This is a genomic window from Alcanivorax sp. DG881, assembly GCF_000155615.1.
Taxonomy (GTDB): Bacteria; Pseudomonadota; Gammaproteobacteria; order Pseudomonadales; family Alcanivoracaceae; genus Alcanivorax.
In genome coordinates this window covers 1,867,051-1,884,116 of the sequence record NZ_DS989915.1, presented here as the reverse complement: position 1 = coordinate 1,884,116, position 17,066 = coordinate 1,867,051, and the positions used below count along the sequence as shown (strand labels likewise).

Here is a 17,066-nt window from a genome sequence, read left to right as displayed (position 1 = left end):
AATCTTTGAAAGGAAAAACCAATGACCCCAAAAATCGAATTTCTCTTCGACGTGGGCAGCCCCACTGCCTACCTGGCCTGGAGCCAGCTGCCCGCCATTTGTGAGCGTACCGGTGCCGAGTTGGTGTATGTGCCCGTGCTGCTGGGTGGCATCTTCAAGGCAACCGGCAACAACCCGCCCGGTGCCGTGCCCGCCAAAGGCATGTACATGATGCGCGACCTGGCCCGTTACTCCGCGCGCTACCAGGTGCCGCTCACCATGAACCCGCACTTCCCGGTGAACACCATCACCCCCATGCGCATCATCACCGCCGCCATCGGCACCCCGGAACAGGATGCCGTGGTCACCGCCCTCTACAACGCCATGTGGCGCGAGCCCTGCAAACTGTCCGAGCCGGAAGAAATCACCCGCGTCCTTGCCGCCGCGGGCCTGGATGCACAAGCCTGGCTGGACAAGGCCGCTAGCGACGAAGTGAAAGAACAACTCAAGGCCAACACCGAGGCCGCCATCAAGCGCGGCGTGTTCGGGGCGCCAACCATGTTCGTGGGCAATGAAATGTTCTTCGGGCAGGACCGGCTGGATTTTGTGGAGGAAGAGGTTAAAAAATAGCTACGAGCTACGAGCTGCAAGGAAAAGAAAAGCCCGGGGCGCGCGCGACGTGTTCCGGGCTTTTGTCTTTTCGTGATGGGCAGGCGTGTTTGCTATGTGTGTTGCGCTGCGATCTTGTGTAGATTCAGGGTCTTGGAAAGAGACTAACGCGAGGGAGCGCGCGATGGCGGATCTTGTCCTTACCACCTATGACTGGGTGCCCGACATGCCACGGGGCTACGTGCGTGACCTGCGCGTGCGTTGGGCGCTGGAAGAGGCCGGGTTGCCGTACCGGGTGCAGAGTGTTCCGTTTCACGAACGGGGAGCCGAGCACTTTACGCATCAGCCCTTCGGGCAGGTGCCCTGGCTCACCGATGACGATCTCTCGCTGTTCGAAAGCGGTGCCATCCTCCTGCATCTTGCAGAGCGCAGTGAATCGCTGATGCCAACAGATCCGAACGCCCGCAGCGCGGTCATCAGCTGGCTGTTCGCCGCCCTCAACTCCGTGGAAGCCGCCAGCCTGCCCTGGTCCCTCTACCAATTCGCCGGCGATAACCAGCAAACCCCGGGCCGACAACACCTGGATGCCTTCCTCGCCGCCCGGCTCCAGCAAATGGAAACCACACTCACCGGCCGCGAATGGCTCACCGATACCTTTACCGTCGCCGACATTCTCATGGCCGACGTGCTGCGCCTGGTGGGCCGCTTCGACGGCCTGGCAGATCACCCGGCCTGCCGGGCCTACATCACCCGCACCACCGGCCGCCCGGCCTTTATCAAGGCCCACGCCGACCAAATGGCCCACTTCGCCGCCGCCGACAAGGCCGGGCACCAGCCGTAAAAAGACTTTTTCCCATGTGCATTTATTTGTGCGGGTGGATTGTGTAGATTCGGAACTGGATCACAAATAACAACCGGTCAGCCAGGGTGGCGTGGCCTGCGAAAGCGAATCGGGGGAAGGGATGCCTGTCTGTTTATCTTTATGCTGGCCTAGTGTTGGTTTCTGGAATTACTTATCTTCTCTGGCTCGGCGCACGGGGCAAGACCTGACTCTAATTCCCGGGCTCTAATTCCCGCGGGGCGTTAACGTTTACAAAATAAAAATAGGAGGTGTAATGATAGTAGGAAGTGAAGAGCTATATGGTGAGACTAAGGAGTCTCTGAGCAGAATTCAGAAATTTGATGCTGCCCTTTTGCCAAGAGAATTAGAGTTGGGAAGTCGGCTTAACTTCAATGATGCTGTTGAACCAGCTCAACAGTTAATTGATCTATATAACAGATTGTCCGTTACGGCACTTCAAGACTTTCCGGATAATATTCTGACTCCAGTTAGAGATAATGCAAATAACCTTTTTAAGCTGTTTTCTCAGATATTGGATTTTGATCCGGGTCAACAAGATCCAACCGGTGTTCGTAACAAGTTTATAAAGCAGGTTGAGGGTGCATATCAGCCGTCATTTCAGGCATTGCACCCATACATTTCCTATTCATTACATAGGTCTGCTGATTTTCAACGGCTTGACTCAGAGGCAAGATCTACTCTGCAGTCAATTGAAGATAAAGCAAATAATATTTCTGAGAATCTTTCTAAGCATGAAGAAAATGCTAAAGCCGCACTTGATGAAATTAGGCGTGTAGCAGCAGAGGAAGGTGTTACGAAGCAAGCGGCGCATTTCAATGCGGAGTACGAGCACCACAAGGCAGAAGCGGACAGATGGCAGGGTTACGCTGTAAAACTTGCAATTGGGCTTGGCGTTTTTGCGGTTGTCAGCCTATTTATACATAAGATCCCGTTTTTCAATCCTGAAAACACGTACGATGCTATTCAGCTTTCAATAAGCAAGGTCCTAATATTCTCAGTAATTGCATATATGCTTTTTTTGTCTTCGAAGAACTTCCTGAATCATAAGCACAATGCCATTGTAAACAAGCATAGGCAGAACGCTTTAATGACCCACACTGCACTGGTAGAAGCATCTGGTGACGAGGGTGTTAGAGATGCTGTCCTTTTGCAGGCTGCAAATTGTATATTCTCACCGCAGGCAACGGGTTATACGCAGGCAGGAGAGAGTGAAGCCTCTAATCAGAAGTCCATGATCGAAATATTATCAAGGCCGATAGCTCAGGGTGTAAGAGACGTCAACAAGTAAATGATAAGGAAATCAGCAGGTGAGTTTGAGGGCCAGGTTTCCTGTTTTTGACAAGTCGATATGGATTTTAGATGCATTGGTGCGATATATCGGATTCGCCTGAAGTAAAGTAATAAAGCCAAGCTGAATTTTGCTGTCAGCTACTATCTATAAATTCAGAAGGATAAGACAAGCATGAAAAAGGTTCTCTTTTTATCGATAGTTTTGGGGCTGACTGCTTGCGCGGCAAAGCGTCTCAATCCAGGGGCAGAGCGCGTCATGCTCAGCAACTCGCAGCCTTCTGATAATTGTGAATTTTTAGGCGAGGTTATCGGTGGGCAAGGGAATTGGTGGACTGATGACATTACGTCGACGAAGGCTTTAGTGGAAGGCTCTAGAAATGATATGAAAAATCAAGCCCACGCAATGGGGGCGAACTTTGTGCACATTCAACAGGCAGAGCAAGACACCTCCTACTTGGGCGGTGGAAAAATAGGCATGGCGGGTAATGCTTTTGCTTGCTCTAATGGGCGTTAGCTCGCGAGCTTTCCACACAGCGTGAGGGTCAGGTCTCCCATTTCCCAAAATTCTTATTCATAAATAATGCCCTTGCTTCCAACGAAGACAAGGGCATTATTTTTTCAACTTTCAACTTTCAACTTTCAACTTTCAACTTTCAACTTTCAACTCGCAACTCAGCCTTTTATCGCCGCCTCCATAAACGGCGGCAAAACCAGCGCCCCTTTATGAATCGCCGCTGAATAATAACGGGTATCAAATCCTTTCCCGGTGGCATCGGTTTCCCGGAATTCACTTACATCCGTGTTCTTGCCCGCCAGGGTGCAGCTCCACCAGCCGCTGGGATATACCGGCTGCGGGAAGGGCAGGGTCTGGGTGCTGGTGAAGCCCGCTTCGCGCATGTTGGCGTGCAGGTCCTTGATGATGGTATCGCTGTGCAGCAGCGGCGATTCGGATTGCTGCACGATGATACCGCCTTCGGCCAGGACGCGGTGGCAATCGCGGAAGAAGTCCGCCTTGAACAGGCCTTCCGCCGGGCCCACCGGGTCGGTGGAATCCACGATGATCACGTCCACGCTGCCGTCTTCACAGTTGCGCATGTATTGCACGCCGTCTTCGAACAGCAGTTCGGCACGGCTGTCGCCGTTGGACTCGCACAGTTCCGGGAAGTATTTCTCGGAGTAGCGGGTGACCATTTCATCGATGTCGATCTGGGTGGCTTTTTCCACGCTGGGATGGCGTAGCACTTCACGCAGGGTGCCGCAGTCGCCGCCGCCGATGATGATGACGCGCTTGGGGTTGGCGTGGCTGAACAGCACCGGGTGCGACATCATCTCGTGGTAGAGGAAGTTGTCGCGGGTGGAGAGCATGGTGGCGCCATCAATGGTCATCAGGTAACCGAAGGTGTCGGTTTCCCACATCTCGATGTGCTGGTACTCGGTTTGCACTTCTTCCAGCTTTTGTTTGAGGCGCAGGCCGAAGGCGGTGCCGGCGGTGTCGAAGTGCTCGTAAAACCAGTTGTCTTTGGTGCTGCTCATGGGCGGTTCCGGTGAAGGCAAATAGGGGTGTTCGACGGGTGAACGATAGTCGCGATTGTAAGTCCTATCGTGCGCCTGTCAAAGCAGGAAAAAGGGGTGCGAGCGCGGCGTCCCGGCAGGCATAATGCCCCCAGACGACACCCTTATTCAGGACCCGTAATGACCGACAACTCTCCCGTACCCGCCAGCGACATCTATAACGTGGATCGCTGGGGCGACAGCTACTTCCGTATCGACGACCAGGGCCAGCTGTGTGTGCGGCCCAATGGCGAGCAGGGCGGCCAGGCCACGCTGGAAGCGGTGCTGGAGAATTGCCGGGCGGCCGGGTTGCGAGCGCCGGTGCTGGCACGCTTTTCCGGGATTCTGCGCCAGCGGGTGAAGCTGCTGGCCGGGGCCTTCCGTGAGGCCATCGAGAGCCACCAGTACCAGGGCGACTACACGCCGGTGTACCCGATCAAGGTGAACCAGCAGCGCCGGGTGGTGCACGAGATTCTGCGTGCCCGCGATGAGGGTGAGCGAGTGGGCCTTGAGGCGGGCTCCAAGCCGGAGCTGCTGGCCGTGCTGGCGTTGTCCAACCCGGGCGACACTATTGTCTGCAATGGCTACAAGGACGCGGAATACCTGCGCCTGGCGCTGATGGGCGAGAAGCTGGGCTTCCGCGTGCATATCGTGGTGGAGAAGATGTCCGAGTTGCCGGCGTTGCTGGCGCTGGCGGATGAGCTGGGCGTGTCGCCGCGCATTGGCCTGCGGGTGCGGTTGATGAGCATCAGCAAGGGCAACTGGCAGAACACCGGGGGCGAGAAATCCAAGTTCGGCCTGAGTGCGCCGCAGCTGATGGCGGCCATTGAGCATTGCCGTGCCGCCGGGCGGCTGGACTGCGTGAAGCTACTGCATTTCCACCTGGGTTCCCAGGTGGCCAATATTCAGGATATTAAAGCGGGCATGCGCGAAGCCGCCCGCTACTACACCGAGATGCGCGCCCTGGGCGCAGCGGTGGAAACCGTGGATGTGGGCGGCGGCCTGGGGGTGGATTATGAAGGCACCCATTCGCGTTCCTATTGCTCCATGAACTATGGCGTGGCGGACTATGCCCGCCATATCGTGCAGACTCTGCAGCAGCAGTGTGCCCAGCACGGCCTGCCGGAGCCCAACATTATTTCGGAATCCGGCCGGGCGCTGACCGCTCACCATGCGGTGTTGCTGGTGAACATCACCGACCAGGAACAGATGGCGCCGGTGGCGGTGGAGGCGCCCACTGCGGATGACGCGGCGGAGCTGCAACAACTGTGGGATCTGCAACAGGCGCTGGCCGGCGAGCCGGGCAATCTGCTGGAGCGCTTCTCGGAAGTGACCGGCGCCTGGCAGGACATTCACCAGCGCTATATTGCCGGGGATCTGGGCCTGGCCACCCGCGCCCGGGGCGAGCAGTTGTATATCAACTGCCTGCTGGCGTTGCGCGGTCGTTTGAACCCGCTGCGCAAGCAGCAACGCGAACTGCTCGACAGCCTCAACGAAACCCTGGCGGACAAGTTGTTCGTGAACTTCTCCGTGTTCCAGTCGGTGCCGGATGTGTGGGGCATCAATCAGGTGTTCCCGGTGCTGCCGCTGTCCGGCCTGGACAAGCCGGCCACCCGCCGGGCGGTGATTCAGGACATTACCTGCGATTCCGATGGCCGCATCGACCAGTTCGTGGATGGCGAAGGCGTGGAAGCCACCTTGCCGCTGCCGGAACAGCTCAACGGCCACCTGGGCATTTTCATGGTGGGCGCGTACCAGGAAATTCTTGGCGACATGCACAACCTGTTCGGCGACACGGATTCCGTGGATGTGGACGTGGATGACAACGGCAACATCGTGCTCGACCATGCCATTCACGGCGATACGGTGAGCTCGGTGCTACGCTACGTGAACTACGATACCGACAAGCTGCTGGCGTCCCTGGAGCAGCATTGCCGCCAGGCGCACTTGAATAATGCCGAGCAGGAAGGCTTTATCGAGCTGGTACGCGAGGGGCTGGCAGGGTATACCTATTTAGAGTAACGAAACGCAGCTACAAAATGCGTTTCGACGAAGCCGCTGTAGGAGCGCATCTTGAGGCGCGAACCTTGCGAAGCAAGGAAATCGTCCGTAGGGCGATCAGGCATAACAAGCGCGCGACAGTTTTCAGAACGAATAACGGGTAGCTTTAATCTTTGTCGCCTTGCTGCGCAAGGTTCGCCCCCTGGAAGGGAACTCCTACAGGTGCTTCGTCGCTCACAACAAAATTTCAGCCAGCAAGGAGAGCACCATGCGTTATGAACTCTGTGCCAGCCAGGATCTACCGGAAGGACAAAGCCGTGCCATGAAGGCGGGGGACACCAAGTTGGTGGTGTACCACCTGAGTGATGGCTTCTACGCCACCCAGGCGCGCTGCACCCATATGTTTGCCTCACTGGGCAAAGGCAAGATTCTCAAGGACCAATGTGTGCAGTGTCCGCTGCACCGGGCGAAGTTTGATATCCGCACCGGTGAAGTCTCCGAGTGGGCAAACTTCCCGCCGGGGGTGCAGATGCTGAATGTGGTGCGGGGCGAGAAAGCCCTGGAAACCTGGCCGGTAACCGAAGAAGACGGCCAGCTGTACGTGGAGATCTAATGGCAAACCCGAGTAAAGCGCAGCAGGAAGCCGCGCTGGCGCGGCTGGAAAAGTTCAGTCGCTTCACTGATAGCAGTATTGGCATTCCCTTTACCAAGTTTCAGATTGGCGCCGAGGCGATTATCGGCCTGGTGCCGATCGTTGGTGATGCGGCCGGCCTGGTGCTGGGCAGTTATGTGGTGGTGGAAGCTCACCGCGCCGGCGCCAGCAAGGGTGTGAAGCTGCGCATGCTGCGCAACATGGGCATCGACTTCCTGGGTGGCCTGCTGCCGGTGGTGGGCGATGCCTTTGATGCCATTTACAAGGCCAATACCCGCAACACCAAGCTGCTGAAAAATTATCTGGAAAAGCAGCTGGAAGTAGAGCCGCCCCCGCCGCCGTTCCCCTGGTGGACGCTGGTCTGGCTGACGGTGCTGTTCGCCGTGATCACCGGTGGATTGACCCTGATTCTGTAACCGGGAACCGGCGCGTCCGCGCCGGATAGCCCCCTTTTTCGGTTCATCGCGGAATTGAGTGATCATCCGGCTTCAGGACTTGTCTCATTATCCCGTCTTGGCAGCCGCTGGACGCCGGATGCCCGACGACGGACGCTTGCATTCAAAACCTGAAAACCTTTGTCGTCATACTCTCTGTGTAAAATGCATGACTCGATTATTGCCATCAATGATGGCCCTGACAGTTCCTCAAAATACCTATCAAAAGAGATGCCGGGATAACGACAGCCTCTCAGGTTATGGCGGTTTACGTCAGGCATCCGGCGTCGAGCGTTTGGCAAAGTGCCGGGTGCTCGGGATAAACCCGGCAGATGGCGAGAAACGTGTTAGTCACTCTAGCCCGCGAAGAACCTTTTTCCTGCCCGAATGACCGATGGCGGGAAACCTGTCCGACAATAATTGGCCCTAAATAACCGTGTCTGTGTGCGCTTACTTACTCTGCATGCTTTTATTTATGGTGTTTTCCCGTTTTTCTGTTCCCGTTGTGTGGGCCGGTTTCTGCAAACAGAGCAATCCGAATTGAATCCGAACAAGCATTCGCTTTATTGTGCCATCAGTTAATGTAACGGTTGGTGGGGTAAGCAATGTGCTGCCTGCTTCTGCCTCCCCCTTTTTTTATTGGCTGGCGTTGGCCTTACGTGGACAGGTGACCTTTATGAGTACTGCAACCATTCATCAATACGCGCCGAAAACCGCCGGGAAAGCTCCCGAGGTGCCCATCCGGCATATGGATTTCAAATTTGATGCCAAGGATCTCGACACCACCTTCTTTAAAGATACGGAGTTTGCCACTGCGTACTTTCAGGCGCTGTCTATCTTCCTGACCTTTGGCGAAGAGCTGGTGATCGACACGGCCCGTTACCACCGCCAGTTTCTCAAGGACCCGGTGCTGAAGCAGCGGGTGACGGCGCTGATTGGCCAGGAAGCCATTCACTCCAAAATGCACGACGAGTTTAACGACACCCTCGCCGAGCATCGCTACCCGGTGGCGCTGTACCGCTTCCTGGCGGACAACGTGTTTGAGTACGGCTTCAAGAAACTGCCCAACCGCATGCAGCTGTCCCTGATGGCGGGGATTGAGCATTTCACTGCGGTACTGGCGGAATACATGATGAAGAACGAAGCCGTCTTCTACGAAACCGGAGATGAAAAACAACGTGCCCTGTGGATGTGGCACATGCTGGAAGAGTCCGAGCACAAGGACATTGCCTATGATGTCTACGAGACCCTGTCCGGTAATTACCCGCTGCGGGTGAGCGGCTTTGCTCTGGCGGCTTTTACCATCATGTTCCTGGTGCCGCTGGGCGGCGCCGCTATTCCGGTGTATCGCAAGCCGACCAAGCTGTTGAGCCTGCGTTTCTGGAAAGACGTGAAAACCAGCCTGGTGTTTCTGGCCGGCCCGAAAGAGGGTGTTTACGGCAGTACGGTTAAGCACATTCTGGATTACATGCGTCGCGACTTTCATCCCAACGACCACGACACCACGGCCTACCTTGAGTATTACAAGGAGAAGCTGCTGAACCCGAAGACGGGTCTGTTATCGCCGTATCTGGTCAAGGAATTCGTGCCGAAACTGCGCGCCTGATTTTCGTGGCACGCCCGGTTCGGGGCGTGTCGTCGATAACCTGTTGAGATAATCAAGATGATGACTTTTTTGAAGCAGCGTTTTGCCAAACCCAGCAAGAACGCCTATGCGGTAGTTACCGGTGCCGGTAGTGGTATCGGCCGGAGTTTTGCACTGGAACTGGCCAAGCGTGGCGGTGCCGTGGTGTGTGCGGATGTGAATCTGGAAGCGGCACAGGAAACCGTGGCGTTATTGGAAGCCCAGGGCGCCAAAGGCTTTGCCATTCACTGTGATGTGGGTGAGGCGGGACAGGTTAAAAAGCTGGCTGAGGAATCTGAAGCCTTGCTGGGACACCCGGTGACCATGGTCATCAATAACGCCGGCGTGGGCCTGGGGGGCAAGTTCGATGAGCTGAGCCTGGATGACTGGAAGTGGTGCATGCACGTGAACCTGTGGGGCGTGATCCATGGCTGCCACTACTTTGTGCCCGGTTTCAAGAAGCAGGGGCGCGGCGCCATTATCAATGTGGCATCGGCGGCATCGTACACGGCGGCACCGGAAATGAGTGCCTATAACGTGACCAAGGCCGGTGTGCGTGCCCTGTCCGAAACCCTGTTCTCGGAACTGGCCAGGGACAACATTCGCGTGAATGTGCTGTGCCCGACGCTGGTGCCGACCAACATCATCAAGAACGGCCGCATCCCCGGCCGTTACTCCAAGCTGGCGGACCATGCGTTGATGAACTACGCCATGACCACCAGTGACGATGTGGCCAAGCTGACCCTGAACCGTCTGGACAAGGGCGAGCTGTACACCACGCCCCAGGTTGACGCCAAGCTGTTCTGGATGATGAAGCGGGCGTCGCCGAACTTTTACGCCAAGTTCCTGGGTTTTTCTTACCGCTTTGTCAGTAACAAGGGGGCATAACCATGGCCGCTGCAAAAAAGACCAAGACCACTGCGCGCAAGGCGACGGCAGAAAAAATTCATGATTCCTTTATCGTCGGTGCCGGCATTTCCGGTATTGCTGCAGCGATCAAGCTGAAAAGGGAAGGCTATAACGACTTCAAGATTATCGAGAAGGCCGATCGTGTGGGCGGCACCTGGCGGGAAAATACCTACCCGGGCTGTGGTTGTGATGTGCCTTCCTCGCTGTATTCCTATTCGTTTGCGCTGAGCAGCAAGTGGAGCCACCTGTTTGCCAAACAGCCGGAAATTCTCGACTACCTGGAAGACGTGAGCGCCAAGTTTGGTATCACCCGGTTGATTGAATTCAATACGTCGCTGGACGGCGCCACCTGGGACGAAAACCGCCACCTCTGGGTGCTGGATACGTCCAGCGGCCAGTACCTGGCGCGGACCGTGATTTTTGCCACCGGGCCGATTACAGAGTCCAAGATTCCTGCGCTGCCCGGGCTGGAAAGTTTCACCGGCGAGATGTTCCATTCCGCCAAGTGGAATCACGATTACGACCTGACCGGCAAGCGGGTGGCGGTGATTGGTACCGGCGCCTCGGCGATTCAGTTTGTGCCGCAGATTCAGCCCAAGGTAAAAGAGCTGTTCGTATTCCAGCGCACCGCGCCCTGGGTGCTGCCCAAGCCGGACCTGCCGCTGGGTGACAGAAGCAAGCGCACCATCGAAGCGTTGCCGGTGATTCAGCGTGGCTGGCGCAAGGCGGTGGCCACTTCGTTGAATGTGATCAACTTTGGCCTGCGTAATCCCAATGTGTTGAAGCCCATCAGCACGGCGGCAAAGCAACTGTTGCGTGTGCAGATTAGCGACAAGGCGTTGCGCAAGGCGGTAACGCCGGACTTTACTCTGGGTTGCAAGCGCATCCTGTTTGCCAACGATTACTACCCGGCCCTGCAGGCGGATAATGCCAACCTGATTCCCCACGGCCTGGTGGAAGTGGATGGCAACACGGTTATCGCCGCTAACGGTGAGCGCCATGAAGTGGATGTGATTATCTGGGGCACCGGTTTTGACGTGTCGCATCCGCCGATTGGCAGCAAGGTGGTGAATGCCAACGGTGACCGGTTGTCGGACCTGTGGAAAGACAGTTCGCCGGAAGCGTATCTGGGCGCGACCCTGGAAAACACGCCGAATGCCTTCCTGGTGCTGGGGCCGAACGTTCTGGTGTACGACTCCTTTATCGGCCTGGCCGAGGCACAGCTGGACTACATCATCGATGGGCTGAAAAAAGTGAAGGCCAATGATATTGGCAAAATCACCATTCGCCCGGATGTGCTCAAGCAGCACAACGACAAGGTGCAAAAACACCTGAAGGGCACGGTGTTCAACAGCGGTGGCTGCAAGAGCTACTACCTGGACCAGAACGGCCGTAACTTTGCCGCCTGGCCCTGGTCGCTGGCTGAGCTGAAGAAAAAGCTGAGTGCCTTTGAGCTGGATGACTATGAAGTGACGTACCGGAATGAAGAGGTGCTGCGAAAGGCATCCTGACAAGATGGTACGGGTAAAAAGAAAACGCACGGTCTTCGGGCCGTGCGTTTTTTTGTGTCTGGAAGCGATGCGGGTGTGGTGTCGGATTACGCCTTTCAGGCTAATTCGACCTACAAAAACAAAAACCTCGCATTCTTATTCGTAGGTCGTGTTAGGGCGTAGCCGTAACCCGACTTCTGTCTGTTGGAATTCGTCTAATTCGACCTACAAAACACAATACCTATCCGTAGATACCGTCTCTCCCAATGAGCCACAACCCCTCTCACATGGGTTGTGGTTCATATTCTTTCTGGTGTGCCAGCACGCCATAAGCAATGTGCACCAGTTTTCTCATCGCCGCGCCCAGCGCTGACATTTTTCGTTTACCTGCAGCACACAGCCGTTGATATTGCCGCCGGATGCTGGGGTTATGCCGCATCGCCACAACGGCACCCATATACAACTTCTGCCGCAAGGCTGGATCTCCATTTTTCGAGAGCCGCGGTGCGTGCCTGACCGAACTGCCCGAGGTCCACTCCACCGGCACTAGACCCATGAAGGCGGCCACTTGTCGGCCGCTTTTGAAGCGCCTTGATCGCAGCGTCACCAGTAAATGCACCGACAGCACCTCGCCGATCCCCGGAATGCTTTCCAGCAAGCGCCTGTCGCGCTTAAGGCCGTCATGGCGATCAATATGATCATCCACTTCCTTGATCAGCCTTTTGGCCTCCCGTCGCAGCAATGCCAGCACATGCGTAATCGAGTGTTCTGCTTGCGTGTCACGGTTGAACTGCGCCTTTTCTAACCGATTCTGTTCGCGCTGAATGTCCTTCTGTACCGTCTCCAGACGTTTGGCCAGCTGCTTGAGGGTCCGCACTTCCTCTGGCTCAGGCTGCCAAGGCGTCAGCTCAGGGTTCGCCTGCGCAAAATGCACAATCCGTTTGCTGTCTTTCTTGTCACTCTTGCCTTGATCGCCCAGGGAACGGGCGTAATAACGAACGCGCGCAGGGTTCAGCACGTAGACCGTCACGCCTGCTTGGTGCAGCCAGTACGCCAGGGGCTCGTGATAGATCCCCGTCGCTTCCAGATACACTTGGAGGTCGCCTGCCTCCTCGTTGGTTTGTTTGAGCAACCAAGCCAGCAGCGCGGGATAGTGATCGTGGGCATTGGGAAATACCCGGGTTTTTACCTTGCCGGCCTGTGCATCACGCAACCAGCATAGATCGAGCTTTTTCTTACTGACATCAATACCGATGGTAGCCATCTCTCCACTTCTCCTTGTTCGTGCAGCCTCATCCGGTCAACGGCGGGCTTGGATACCGTTCAAGTTTTGAGAGAAATGCTGGCGGGACCTATCTACATCACAGGCTCAGGGCCTCAGGTCGGATACGGGTTGCCCGCCAGCAGTGGCGAAAGGGTAGCAAATCCTTCCACCGGAGAGACACAAGGTCGGATTAGCCTGAAAGCCGTAATCCGACATCTTGATTTCAATGCATGGCCTGCCCGAGCTTTTCCAGGTACTGGCGCATGCCGCTGAGTAGCGGTTCGTCCAGTTGTTCGGTTTGCTCCTGCATGTGATTGAGCCATTGCCCCTGGTGGTCGTTGTGGTGCCACTGGTGGTAGCAATACACGTGCAGCAGGAAGGCCTGCAGGAAGGCGGGTTTTTCCAGGTCGTCCTCGTTGGCCAGCGGAATGCGCGGGAACAGTTCGTGGAGCTTGCGGGCAAAGGCGCCGGAAGCCATGCCGATCTGTTGGCCCTGGGGGTTATGCACCGGGGTGCTCAGGTACCCGCAACTGGGCGAGCGCGCTTTCAGCACAAATCCACTCAACGGTTGTTGCAGGGTGGCGGCCACGTTTTCCAGGGCGTCGGTGACATCCTGCTGTGGCTGGTCCACGCCCCGCACCCGCAGGCGGTCGTCGAGCTGCACCACCTGGATGGGCGGGCGCGGCACGGGCAGGCCAATGGCCACTTCCGGGCAGGTTTCGCGAAAGCGCAGCAAGGGCCCCAGCTGGTGGACCAGAATGGCGTTGTGTTTGTGGTCGCCGTCGTAGCGCACTTTATGGCCGGTGAGGCAGGCGCTGACGCCGATAATGGGTTTTTCCCACTCCTGCTGCGGCAGGTCGAAGCCCATTTTTTCCAGCAAATCCGTTAGCATGGCAGGTCTCCCTTCTTCCCCAAAGGTGACAGGTTATGCAAGGCGTTTTTCTGGATACCGATACCCTGGTTCCCGACGAGCTGGACTTCACCGCCTTCGACAATATGTTGTCGTGGACGCTCCACCCGCAAACCCGCCCGGACCAGCGTGTGGCCCGGCTGGACGGTGCGCAGGTGGTGGTGACCAACAAGGTGGTGCTTGATGCCGCCACGCTGAAAGCCTGCCCGTCCCTCAAGCTTATCTGCATTTGTGCCACCGGTACCAATAATGTGGATCTGGCAGCGGCTGCTGCCCAGGGCATTACCGTCTGCAATGTGACCGGCTATGCCCGCGCGTCGGTGGCTCAGCATACGATGGCGCTGTTGTTGTCGCTGGCGGCCCGACTGGTTCCCTACCATGAGGATGTGCGTTCGGGGCGGTGGAGTCAGGCGCCCCAGTTCTGCCTGCTTGACCATCCAATGACGGAATTGGCAGGGAAAACCTTTGGAGTGATTGGCTATGGGGATCTGGGGCGTGAAGCCGCCCGTCTGGCGGAGGCCTTCGGCATGACGGTGCAGATTGCGGAATCGTTTCAGGCCCAGGGCAATCAGTCCGGGCGGGTGCCGATGGCGTCGTTGTTGCCGGCGGCGGATGTGATCAGCCTGCATTGCCCGTTAACGCCGCAGACTGACAAGCTGGTGGATGCGGCGTTCCTGTCGCAGATGAAACCCGGCGCCTTGCTGCTGAATACCGCCCGCGGTGGTCTGATTGATGAACCGGCGCTGGCGGAGGCGCTACGCAGTGGCCAGCTCGGTGGCGCGGGTCTGGATGTGCTCAGCAGCGAGCCGCCCCCGGCGGACCATCCGTTGCTTGCGGACGGCATCCCCAATCTGCTGATTACCCCGCACAACGCCTGGGGCACCCGCGAATCCCGGCAACGGGTGCTGGAGGGCGTGGTGGAAAATATTCGTCAGTGGCAGGCAGGCTCGCCGATCAATGTGGTGAGTTGAAAGTTCAAAGTGGAAAGTTTAAAAGCGCGGGGCGGCCCTTCATGTCGTAGACTGTCGTGCCCGCGTACAGCGCGGAGTAAGGCGCCAGCCGTTCCTCTTCGCCTTTTCTTCGCGTTTAAACTTTGAACTTTCAACTTTGAACTCGCTCCTGCCTTTAACGCTTTTTCTTTAACCGGTTGGCGAGCATTTTATCCATGCCGCGAAACAGGGGTTGGGGCAGGCGCGTTACCGGCCCCGGTGCGGCGGCAAGCAGTACGCTGCCAAGCTTGCCCATGGGGCGGGCGATACGCGCTGGGCGTTTTTCACAGGCTTCCACAATCCAGCCCGCGGCTTTTTCCACGTGCATCATTGGCATGTATTTATAAATCGCCGTGCGCGAGGACATGGGCGTGCGCACCATGGGGAAATACACCACGGTGGTGCTGACGCCTTGATGGCCCATCTCCGCTTCCAGTGAGCGGGTGAAAGATTCCAACGCACTCTTGCTGGCCAGGTAGGCGGAGAACAGTGGAATGGGGATTTGCGTGGACAGGCTGGAAATATTCACCACATGGCCGTGGCCCTGCTGCACAAAGCGGGGCAGGAATTGCAGGGTCATGGCCACGGCGCCGATATAGTTCAGCTGCACGGTGCGCTGATAATCATGCAGGCGGTCGAAAGACTGCTCGATGGGGCGGCGAATGGAGTGGGCGGCGTTGTTCACCAGCGCATCAATGCGGGGGTGCTCATCGAGAATGCGTGCCGCGCAGGCTTCAATGGCCGTGTTGTCGCTGAGGTCGCAGGGGTAGATAAAGGCGGTGCCGCCCTGCTCCTGAATGGTTTGTTGGACCTCTCGAAGCTGCTCTTCCCGGCGCGCCACCAGGCACAGCGTGGCGCCTTTTCTTGCCATGATCCTGGCCGCTTCAGCGCCGATGCCACTGGAGGCGCCGGTGAGGACAATGGTCTGGTTCTTGAGTTTCATCATTCACCTTTGTTGTGTTTATGCCGATCGTGCCGCTGTTATTGGCCTGCTTGTCCCGTATCCGCTGGCCAAAGGAATGTCTAATCTGGGCAGCAAATGCCGAATGGCGCGTTGTTGTGTAGAGATTGGCAATGAATATCCTGATTGTGGGCGCTGGAGCCGTCGGTCTGGTGTATGGACAGCACTTGTCCATGGCCGGACATCGTGTGACTTTTTTCGTTAAGGAGCAACACCGTAATGACCTGAAGTCCGGTGTCTCGATGATAAGAAAGCGCCGCCTGGTAAAAGATGAGGTCCGTCACTTCTCGGATTTTTCCCTGTTGTCACAGTGGAATCATGTGGCAGGGGAGGAGTGGGATTATGTATTTCTGGCGATATCCTCTGATGCACTGCGTGCATTGCCGTTTGGCATCGTTAAAGACGCGATAGCCGATGCCACCTTGCTGATGCTGCAACCCAGCGAAACGGATTATAAAGTGCTTGGTGAGTATTGGAGCGAGGAAAGTGTGGTGAAGGGGATGATCAATATTATCAGTTATTATCATCCTCTCCCCGGTGAAACACCCTTGCAGACGGGCGAGGTGATACGTGTGGCCTATTATCTGCCGCCTACGGCAATGCCGCTGTCTGGCGGCGCACGGGCGATGGGCGTGGAGGCGCTGTTGCGTGAATCTGCTATTGCCTGCAAGAGAGTCGACGATGCGGTATCGGCGTCGCGGTTACCCAATGCGATTCTGATGACGTTCCTGTGTGCTCTGGAAGACAGTGATTGGAACTTTGCCCAGCTGCGCCGCGACCGGCAGCTGTTGGCGCAATTGGTGACGGCGCAGAAGGCGCTTCTGACTTGCCTGGCTAAACAGGAAGAGCGGCCTCAGCAGCGGGCCATGCGCTGGACGTCGAAGGGTCTGTCCCGTTTTTTATACCAAGCTGGACTGATGGTTGCCCCGCTGGCTATGCCGTTTTCCCTACAGGCCTATTTTCGAGCGCATTTCATGAAGGTTCGCACCCAGACGCAACTGTACATGGAGGACTATTGCCACCAGTGTGATGATGAGGCATTGACGGGCCTGTATGACAGAGTCTTTGCTGTGTCTTCGTAAACAACGGGGAGAAAAGCCGATGTGGTTGCAACGGAATTTAACTTTGCCGGCCATGCCCCGGGGTTGCCATCTTATGACCAATGAGGTGTTGGGAGGCCTCCCGGAGCTGGCGGATCTGCAGGTTGGTTTGCTGCATCTGTTTATTCAGCATACCTCCGCCTCGCTGACCATTAATGAAAACGCCGACCCTGATGTGCGCGGTGATCTTGAGCGGCACCTGAATGTGATGGTGCCGGAAAACGCGCCGTACTATGAACATACCCTGGAAGGGCCGGACGATATGCCCGCGCATATAAAGAGTGTGCTGATCGGCCCGTCGCTGACGATCCCGATTCAGGCCGGGCGGCTGGCGCTGGGGACCTGGCAGGGCATTTATCTGTGCGAGCACCGCGACCACGGTGGTGCAAGGCGGTTGGTGGCGACAATTCAGGGGGAGTGAGGGAAAAAGCAGTTTCGAGT

General features: G+C 56.8%; 17 protein-coding genes. 13 read left to right on the top strand and 4 right to left on the bottom strand.

Translation table 11 applies throughout. From position 1 onward, the window contains the following. Positions 1-21 precede the first annotated feature (21 nt). The 4 genes from ADG881_RS08425 to ADG881_RS08410 all read left to right on the top strand — a co-directional run bounded on the left by ADG881_RS08425 (position 22) and on the right by ADG881_RS08410 (position 3,254). Entirely contained in the window at positions 22-609 is a 588-nt protein-coding gene (locus ADG881_RS08425) for a 2-hydroxychromene-2-carboxylate isomerase (RefSeq protein WP_007148499.1), read from the top strand. 163 nt (positions 610-772) lie between these two features. Next, the gene (locus ADG881_RS08420) at positions 773-1,429 is read left to right on the top strand and encodes a glutathione S-transferase family protein (protein WP_007148790.1); all 657 of its coding nucleotides are present in this window, start codon (positions 773-775) and stop codon (positions 1,427-1,429) included. Positions 1,430-1,703: 274 nt separating this feature from the next. Beyond that, positions 1,704-2,738, top strand: a complete 1,035-nt coding sequence (locus ADG881_RS08415) for a hypothetical protein (RefSeq protein WP_007151543.1) — start codon at positions 1,704-1,706, stop codon at positions 2,736-2,738. Between the two features lie 174 nt (positions 2,739-2,912). After that, the gene (locus ADG881_RS08410; RefSeq protein WP_039926457.1) at positions 2,913-3,254 is read left to right on the top strand and encodes a DUF4156 domain-containing protein; all 342 of its coding nucleotides are present in this window, start codon (positions 2,913-2,915) and stop codon (positions 3,252-3,254) included. Between the two features lie 158 nt (positions 3,255-3,412). Here ADG881_RS08410 and speE read toward each other — a convergent pair whose 3' ends face one another. Then, positions 3,413-4,273: a polyamine aminopropyltransferase gene (speE, locus tag ADG881_RS08405; RefSeq protein ID WP_007149545.1), complete on the bottom strand. Its 861-nt coding sequence runs from the start codon at positions 4,271-4,273 to the stop codon at positions 3,413-3,415. A 159-nt stretch (positions 4,274-4,432) separates the two neighbouring features. Here speE and speA point away from each other — a divergent pair, with 159 nt between their 5' ends. The 6 genes from speA to ADG881_RS08375 all read left to right on the top strand — a co-directional run bounded on the left by speA (position 4,433) and on the right by ADG881_RS08375 (position 11,422). Then, positions 4,433-6,313 (top strand): biosynthetic arginine decarboxylase, encoded by a 1,881-nt coding sequence (speA, locus tag ADG881_RS08400; protein WP_007150811.1) that lies wholly within the window; start codon positions 4,433-4,435, stop codon positions 6,311-6,313. A gap of 247 nt (positions 6,314-6,560) precedes the next feature. Next, the gene (locus ADG881_RS08395) at positions 6,561-6,905 is read left to right on the top strand and encodes a Rieske 2Fe-2S domain-containing protein (protein ID WP_007151020.1); all 345 of its coding nucleotides are present in this window, start codon (positions 6,561-6,563) and stop codon (positions 6,903-6,905) included. Continuing rightward, positions 6,905-7,360, top strand: a complete 456-nt coding sequence (locus tag ADG881_RS08390; protein ID WP_007151437.1) for a DUF4112 domain-containing protein — start codon at positions 6,905-6,907, stop codon at positions 7,358-7,360. Before ADG881_RS08395 ends, ADG881_RS08390 begins: the two co-directional genes overlap by 1 nt. Before the next feature lie 694 nt (positions 7,361-8,054). After that, positions 8,055-8,984 (top strand): metal-dependent hydrolase, encoded by a 930-nt coding sequence (locus ADG881_RS08385; RefSeq protein WP_050760134.1) that lies wholly within the window; start codon positions 8,055-8,057, stop codon positions 8,982-8,984. A gap of 57 nt (positions 8,985-9,041) precedes the next feature. Then, a complete protein-coding gene (locus ADG881_RS08380) occupies positions 9,042-9,890 on the top strand; it encodes an SDR family NAD(P)-dependent oxidoreductase (RefSeq protein WP_007150650.1) in 849 nt (282 codons plus the stop codon). A gap of 2 nt (positions 9,891-9,892) precedes the next feature. Continuing rightward, complete coding sequence (locus ADG881_RS08375) at positions 9,893-11,422, top strand: NAD(P)/FAD-dependent oxidoreductase (RefSeq protein ID WP_007149016.1); 1,530 nt, start codon at positions 9,893-9,895, stop codon at positions 11,420-11,422. A 262-nt stretch (positions 11,423-11,684) separates the two neighbouring features. Here the strand turns inward: ADG881_RS08375 and ADG881_RS08370 are convergent, their stop codons facing one another. Together ADG881_RS08370 and ADG881_RS08365 are read right to left on the bottom strand one after the other, a co-directional pair. Continuing rightward, complete coding sequence (locus ADG881_RS08370) at positions 11,685-12,665, bottom strand: IS110 family transposase (RefSeq protein WP_007151450.1); 981 nt, start codon at positions 12,663-12,665, stop codon at positions 11,685-11,687. 223 nt (positions 12,666-12,888) lie between these two features. After that, complete coding sequence (locus tag ADG881_RS08365) at positions 12,889-13,557, bottom strand: DUF523 domain-containing protein (RefSeq protein WP_007148698.1); 669 nt, start codon at positions 13,555-13,557, stop codon at positions 12,889-12,891. Between the two features lie 35 nt (positions 13,558-13,592). Between ADG881_RS08365 and ADG881_RS08360 the strand changes: the two genes are divergently transcribed. Next, a complete protein-coding gene (locus tag ADG881_RS08360) occupies positions 13,593-14,546 on the top strand; it encodes a 2-hydroxyacid dehydrogenase (protein ID WP_007148578.1) in 954 nt (317 codons plus the stop codon). A 154-nt stretch (positions 14,547-14,700) separates the two neighbouring features. Here the strand turns inward: ADG881_RS08360 and ADG881_RS08355 are convergent, their stop codons facing one another. After that, entirely contained in the window at positions 14,701-15,510 is an 810-nt protein-coding gene (locus ADG881_RS08355) for an SDR family NAD(P)-dependent oxidoreductase (protein ID WP_007151155.1), read from the bottom strand. Positions 15,511-15,638: 128 nt separating this feature from the next. Here ADG881_RS08355 and ADG881_RS08350 point away from each other — a divergent pair, with 128 nt between their 5' ends. Continuing rightward, complete coding sequence (locus tag ADG881_RS08350) at positions 15,639-16,607, top strand: ketopantoate reductase family protein (RefSeq protein WP_007150645.1); 969 nt, start codon at positions 15,639-15,641, stop codon at positions 16,605-16,607. Between the two features lie 19 nt (positions 16,608-16,626). Continuing rightward, the gene (locus ADG881_RS08345; protein ID WP_039926455.1) at positions 16,627-17,046 is read left to right on the top strand and encodes a secondary thiamine-phosphate synthase enzyme YjbQ; all 420 of its coding nucleotides are present in this window, start codon (positions 16,627-16,629) and stop codon (positions 17,044-17,046) included. The last annotated feature ends 20 nt before the right edge of the window (positions 17,047-17,066 follow it).

Excerpts from the sequence above, each read along its gene's own strand:
- ADG881_RS08425 (WP_007148499.1), top strand. The coding sequence starts at position 22 with ATGACCCCAAAAATCGAATTTCTCTTCGACGTGGGCAGCCCCACTGCC.
- ADG881_RS08420 (WP_007148790.1), top strand. The coding sequence starts at position 773 with ATGGCGGATCTTGTCCTTACCACCTATGACTGGGTGCCCGACATGCCA.
- ADG881_RS08415 (WP_007151543.1), top strand. The coding sequence starts at position 1,704 with ATGATAGTAGGAAGTGAAGAGCTATATGGTGAGACTAAGGAGTCTCTG.
- ADG881_RS08410 (WP_039926457.1), top strand. The coding sequence starts at position 2,913 with ATGAAAAAGGTTCTCTTTTTATCGATAGTTTTGGGGCTGACTGCTTGC.
- speE (WP_007149545.1), bottom strand. The coding sequence starts at position 4,273 with ATGAGCAGCACCAAAGACAACTGGTTTTACGAGCACTTCGACACCGCC.
- speA (WP_007150811.1), top strand. The coding sequence starts at position 4,433 with ATGACCGACAACTCTCCCGTACCCGCCAGCGACATCTATAACGTGGAT.
- ADG881_RS08395 (WP_007151020.1), top strand. The coding sequence starts at position 6,561 with ATGCGTTATGAACTCTGTGCCAGCCAGGATCTACCGGAAGGACAAAGC.
- ADG881_RS08390 (WP_007151437.1), top strand. The coding sequence starts at position 6,905 with ATGGCAAACCCGAGTAAAGCGCAGCAGGAAGCCGCGCTGGCGCGGCTG.
- ADG881_RS08385 (WP_050760134.1), top strand. The coding sequence starts at position 8,055 with ATGAGTACTGCAACCATTCATCAATACGCGCCGAAAACCGCCGGGAAA.
- ADG881_RS08380 (WP_007150650.1), top strand. The coding sequence starts at position 9,042 with ATGATGACTTTTTTGAAGCAGCGTTTTGCCAAACCCAGCAAGAACGCC.
- ADG881_RS08375 (WP_007149016.1), top strand. The coding sequence starts at position 9,893 with ATGGCCGCTGCAAAAAAGACCAAGACCACTGCGCGCAAGGCGACGGCA.
- ADG881_RS08370 (WP_007151450.1), bottom strand. The coding sequence starts at position 12,665 with ATGGCTACCATCGGTATTGATGTCAGTAAGAAAAAGCTCGATCTATGC.
- ADG881_RS08365 (WP_007148698.1), bottom strand. The coding sequence starts at position 13,557 with ATGCTAACGGATTTGCTGGAAAAAATGGGCTTCGACCTGCCGCAGCAG.
- ADG881_RS08360 (WP_007148578.1), top strand. The coding sequence starts at position 13,593 with ATGCAAGGCGTTTTTCTGGATACCGATACCCTGGTTCCCGACGAGCTG.
- ADG881_RS08355 (WP_007151155.1), bottom strand. The coding sequence starts at position 15,510 with ATGATGAAACTCAAGAACCAGACCATTGTCCTCACCGGCGCCTCCAGT.
- ADG881_RS08350 (WP_007150645.1), top strand. The coding sequence starts at position 15,639 with ATGAATATCCTGATTGTGGGCGCTGGAGCCGTCGGTCTGGTGTATGGA.
- ADG881_RS08345 (WP_039926455.1), top strand. The coding sequence starts at position 16,627 with ATGTGGTTGCAACGGAATTTAACTTTGCCGGCCATGCCCCGGGGTTGC.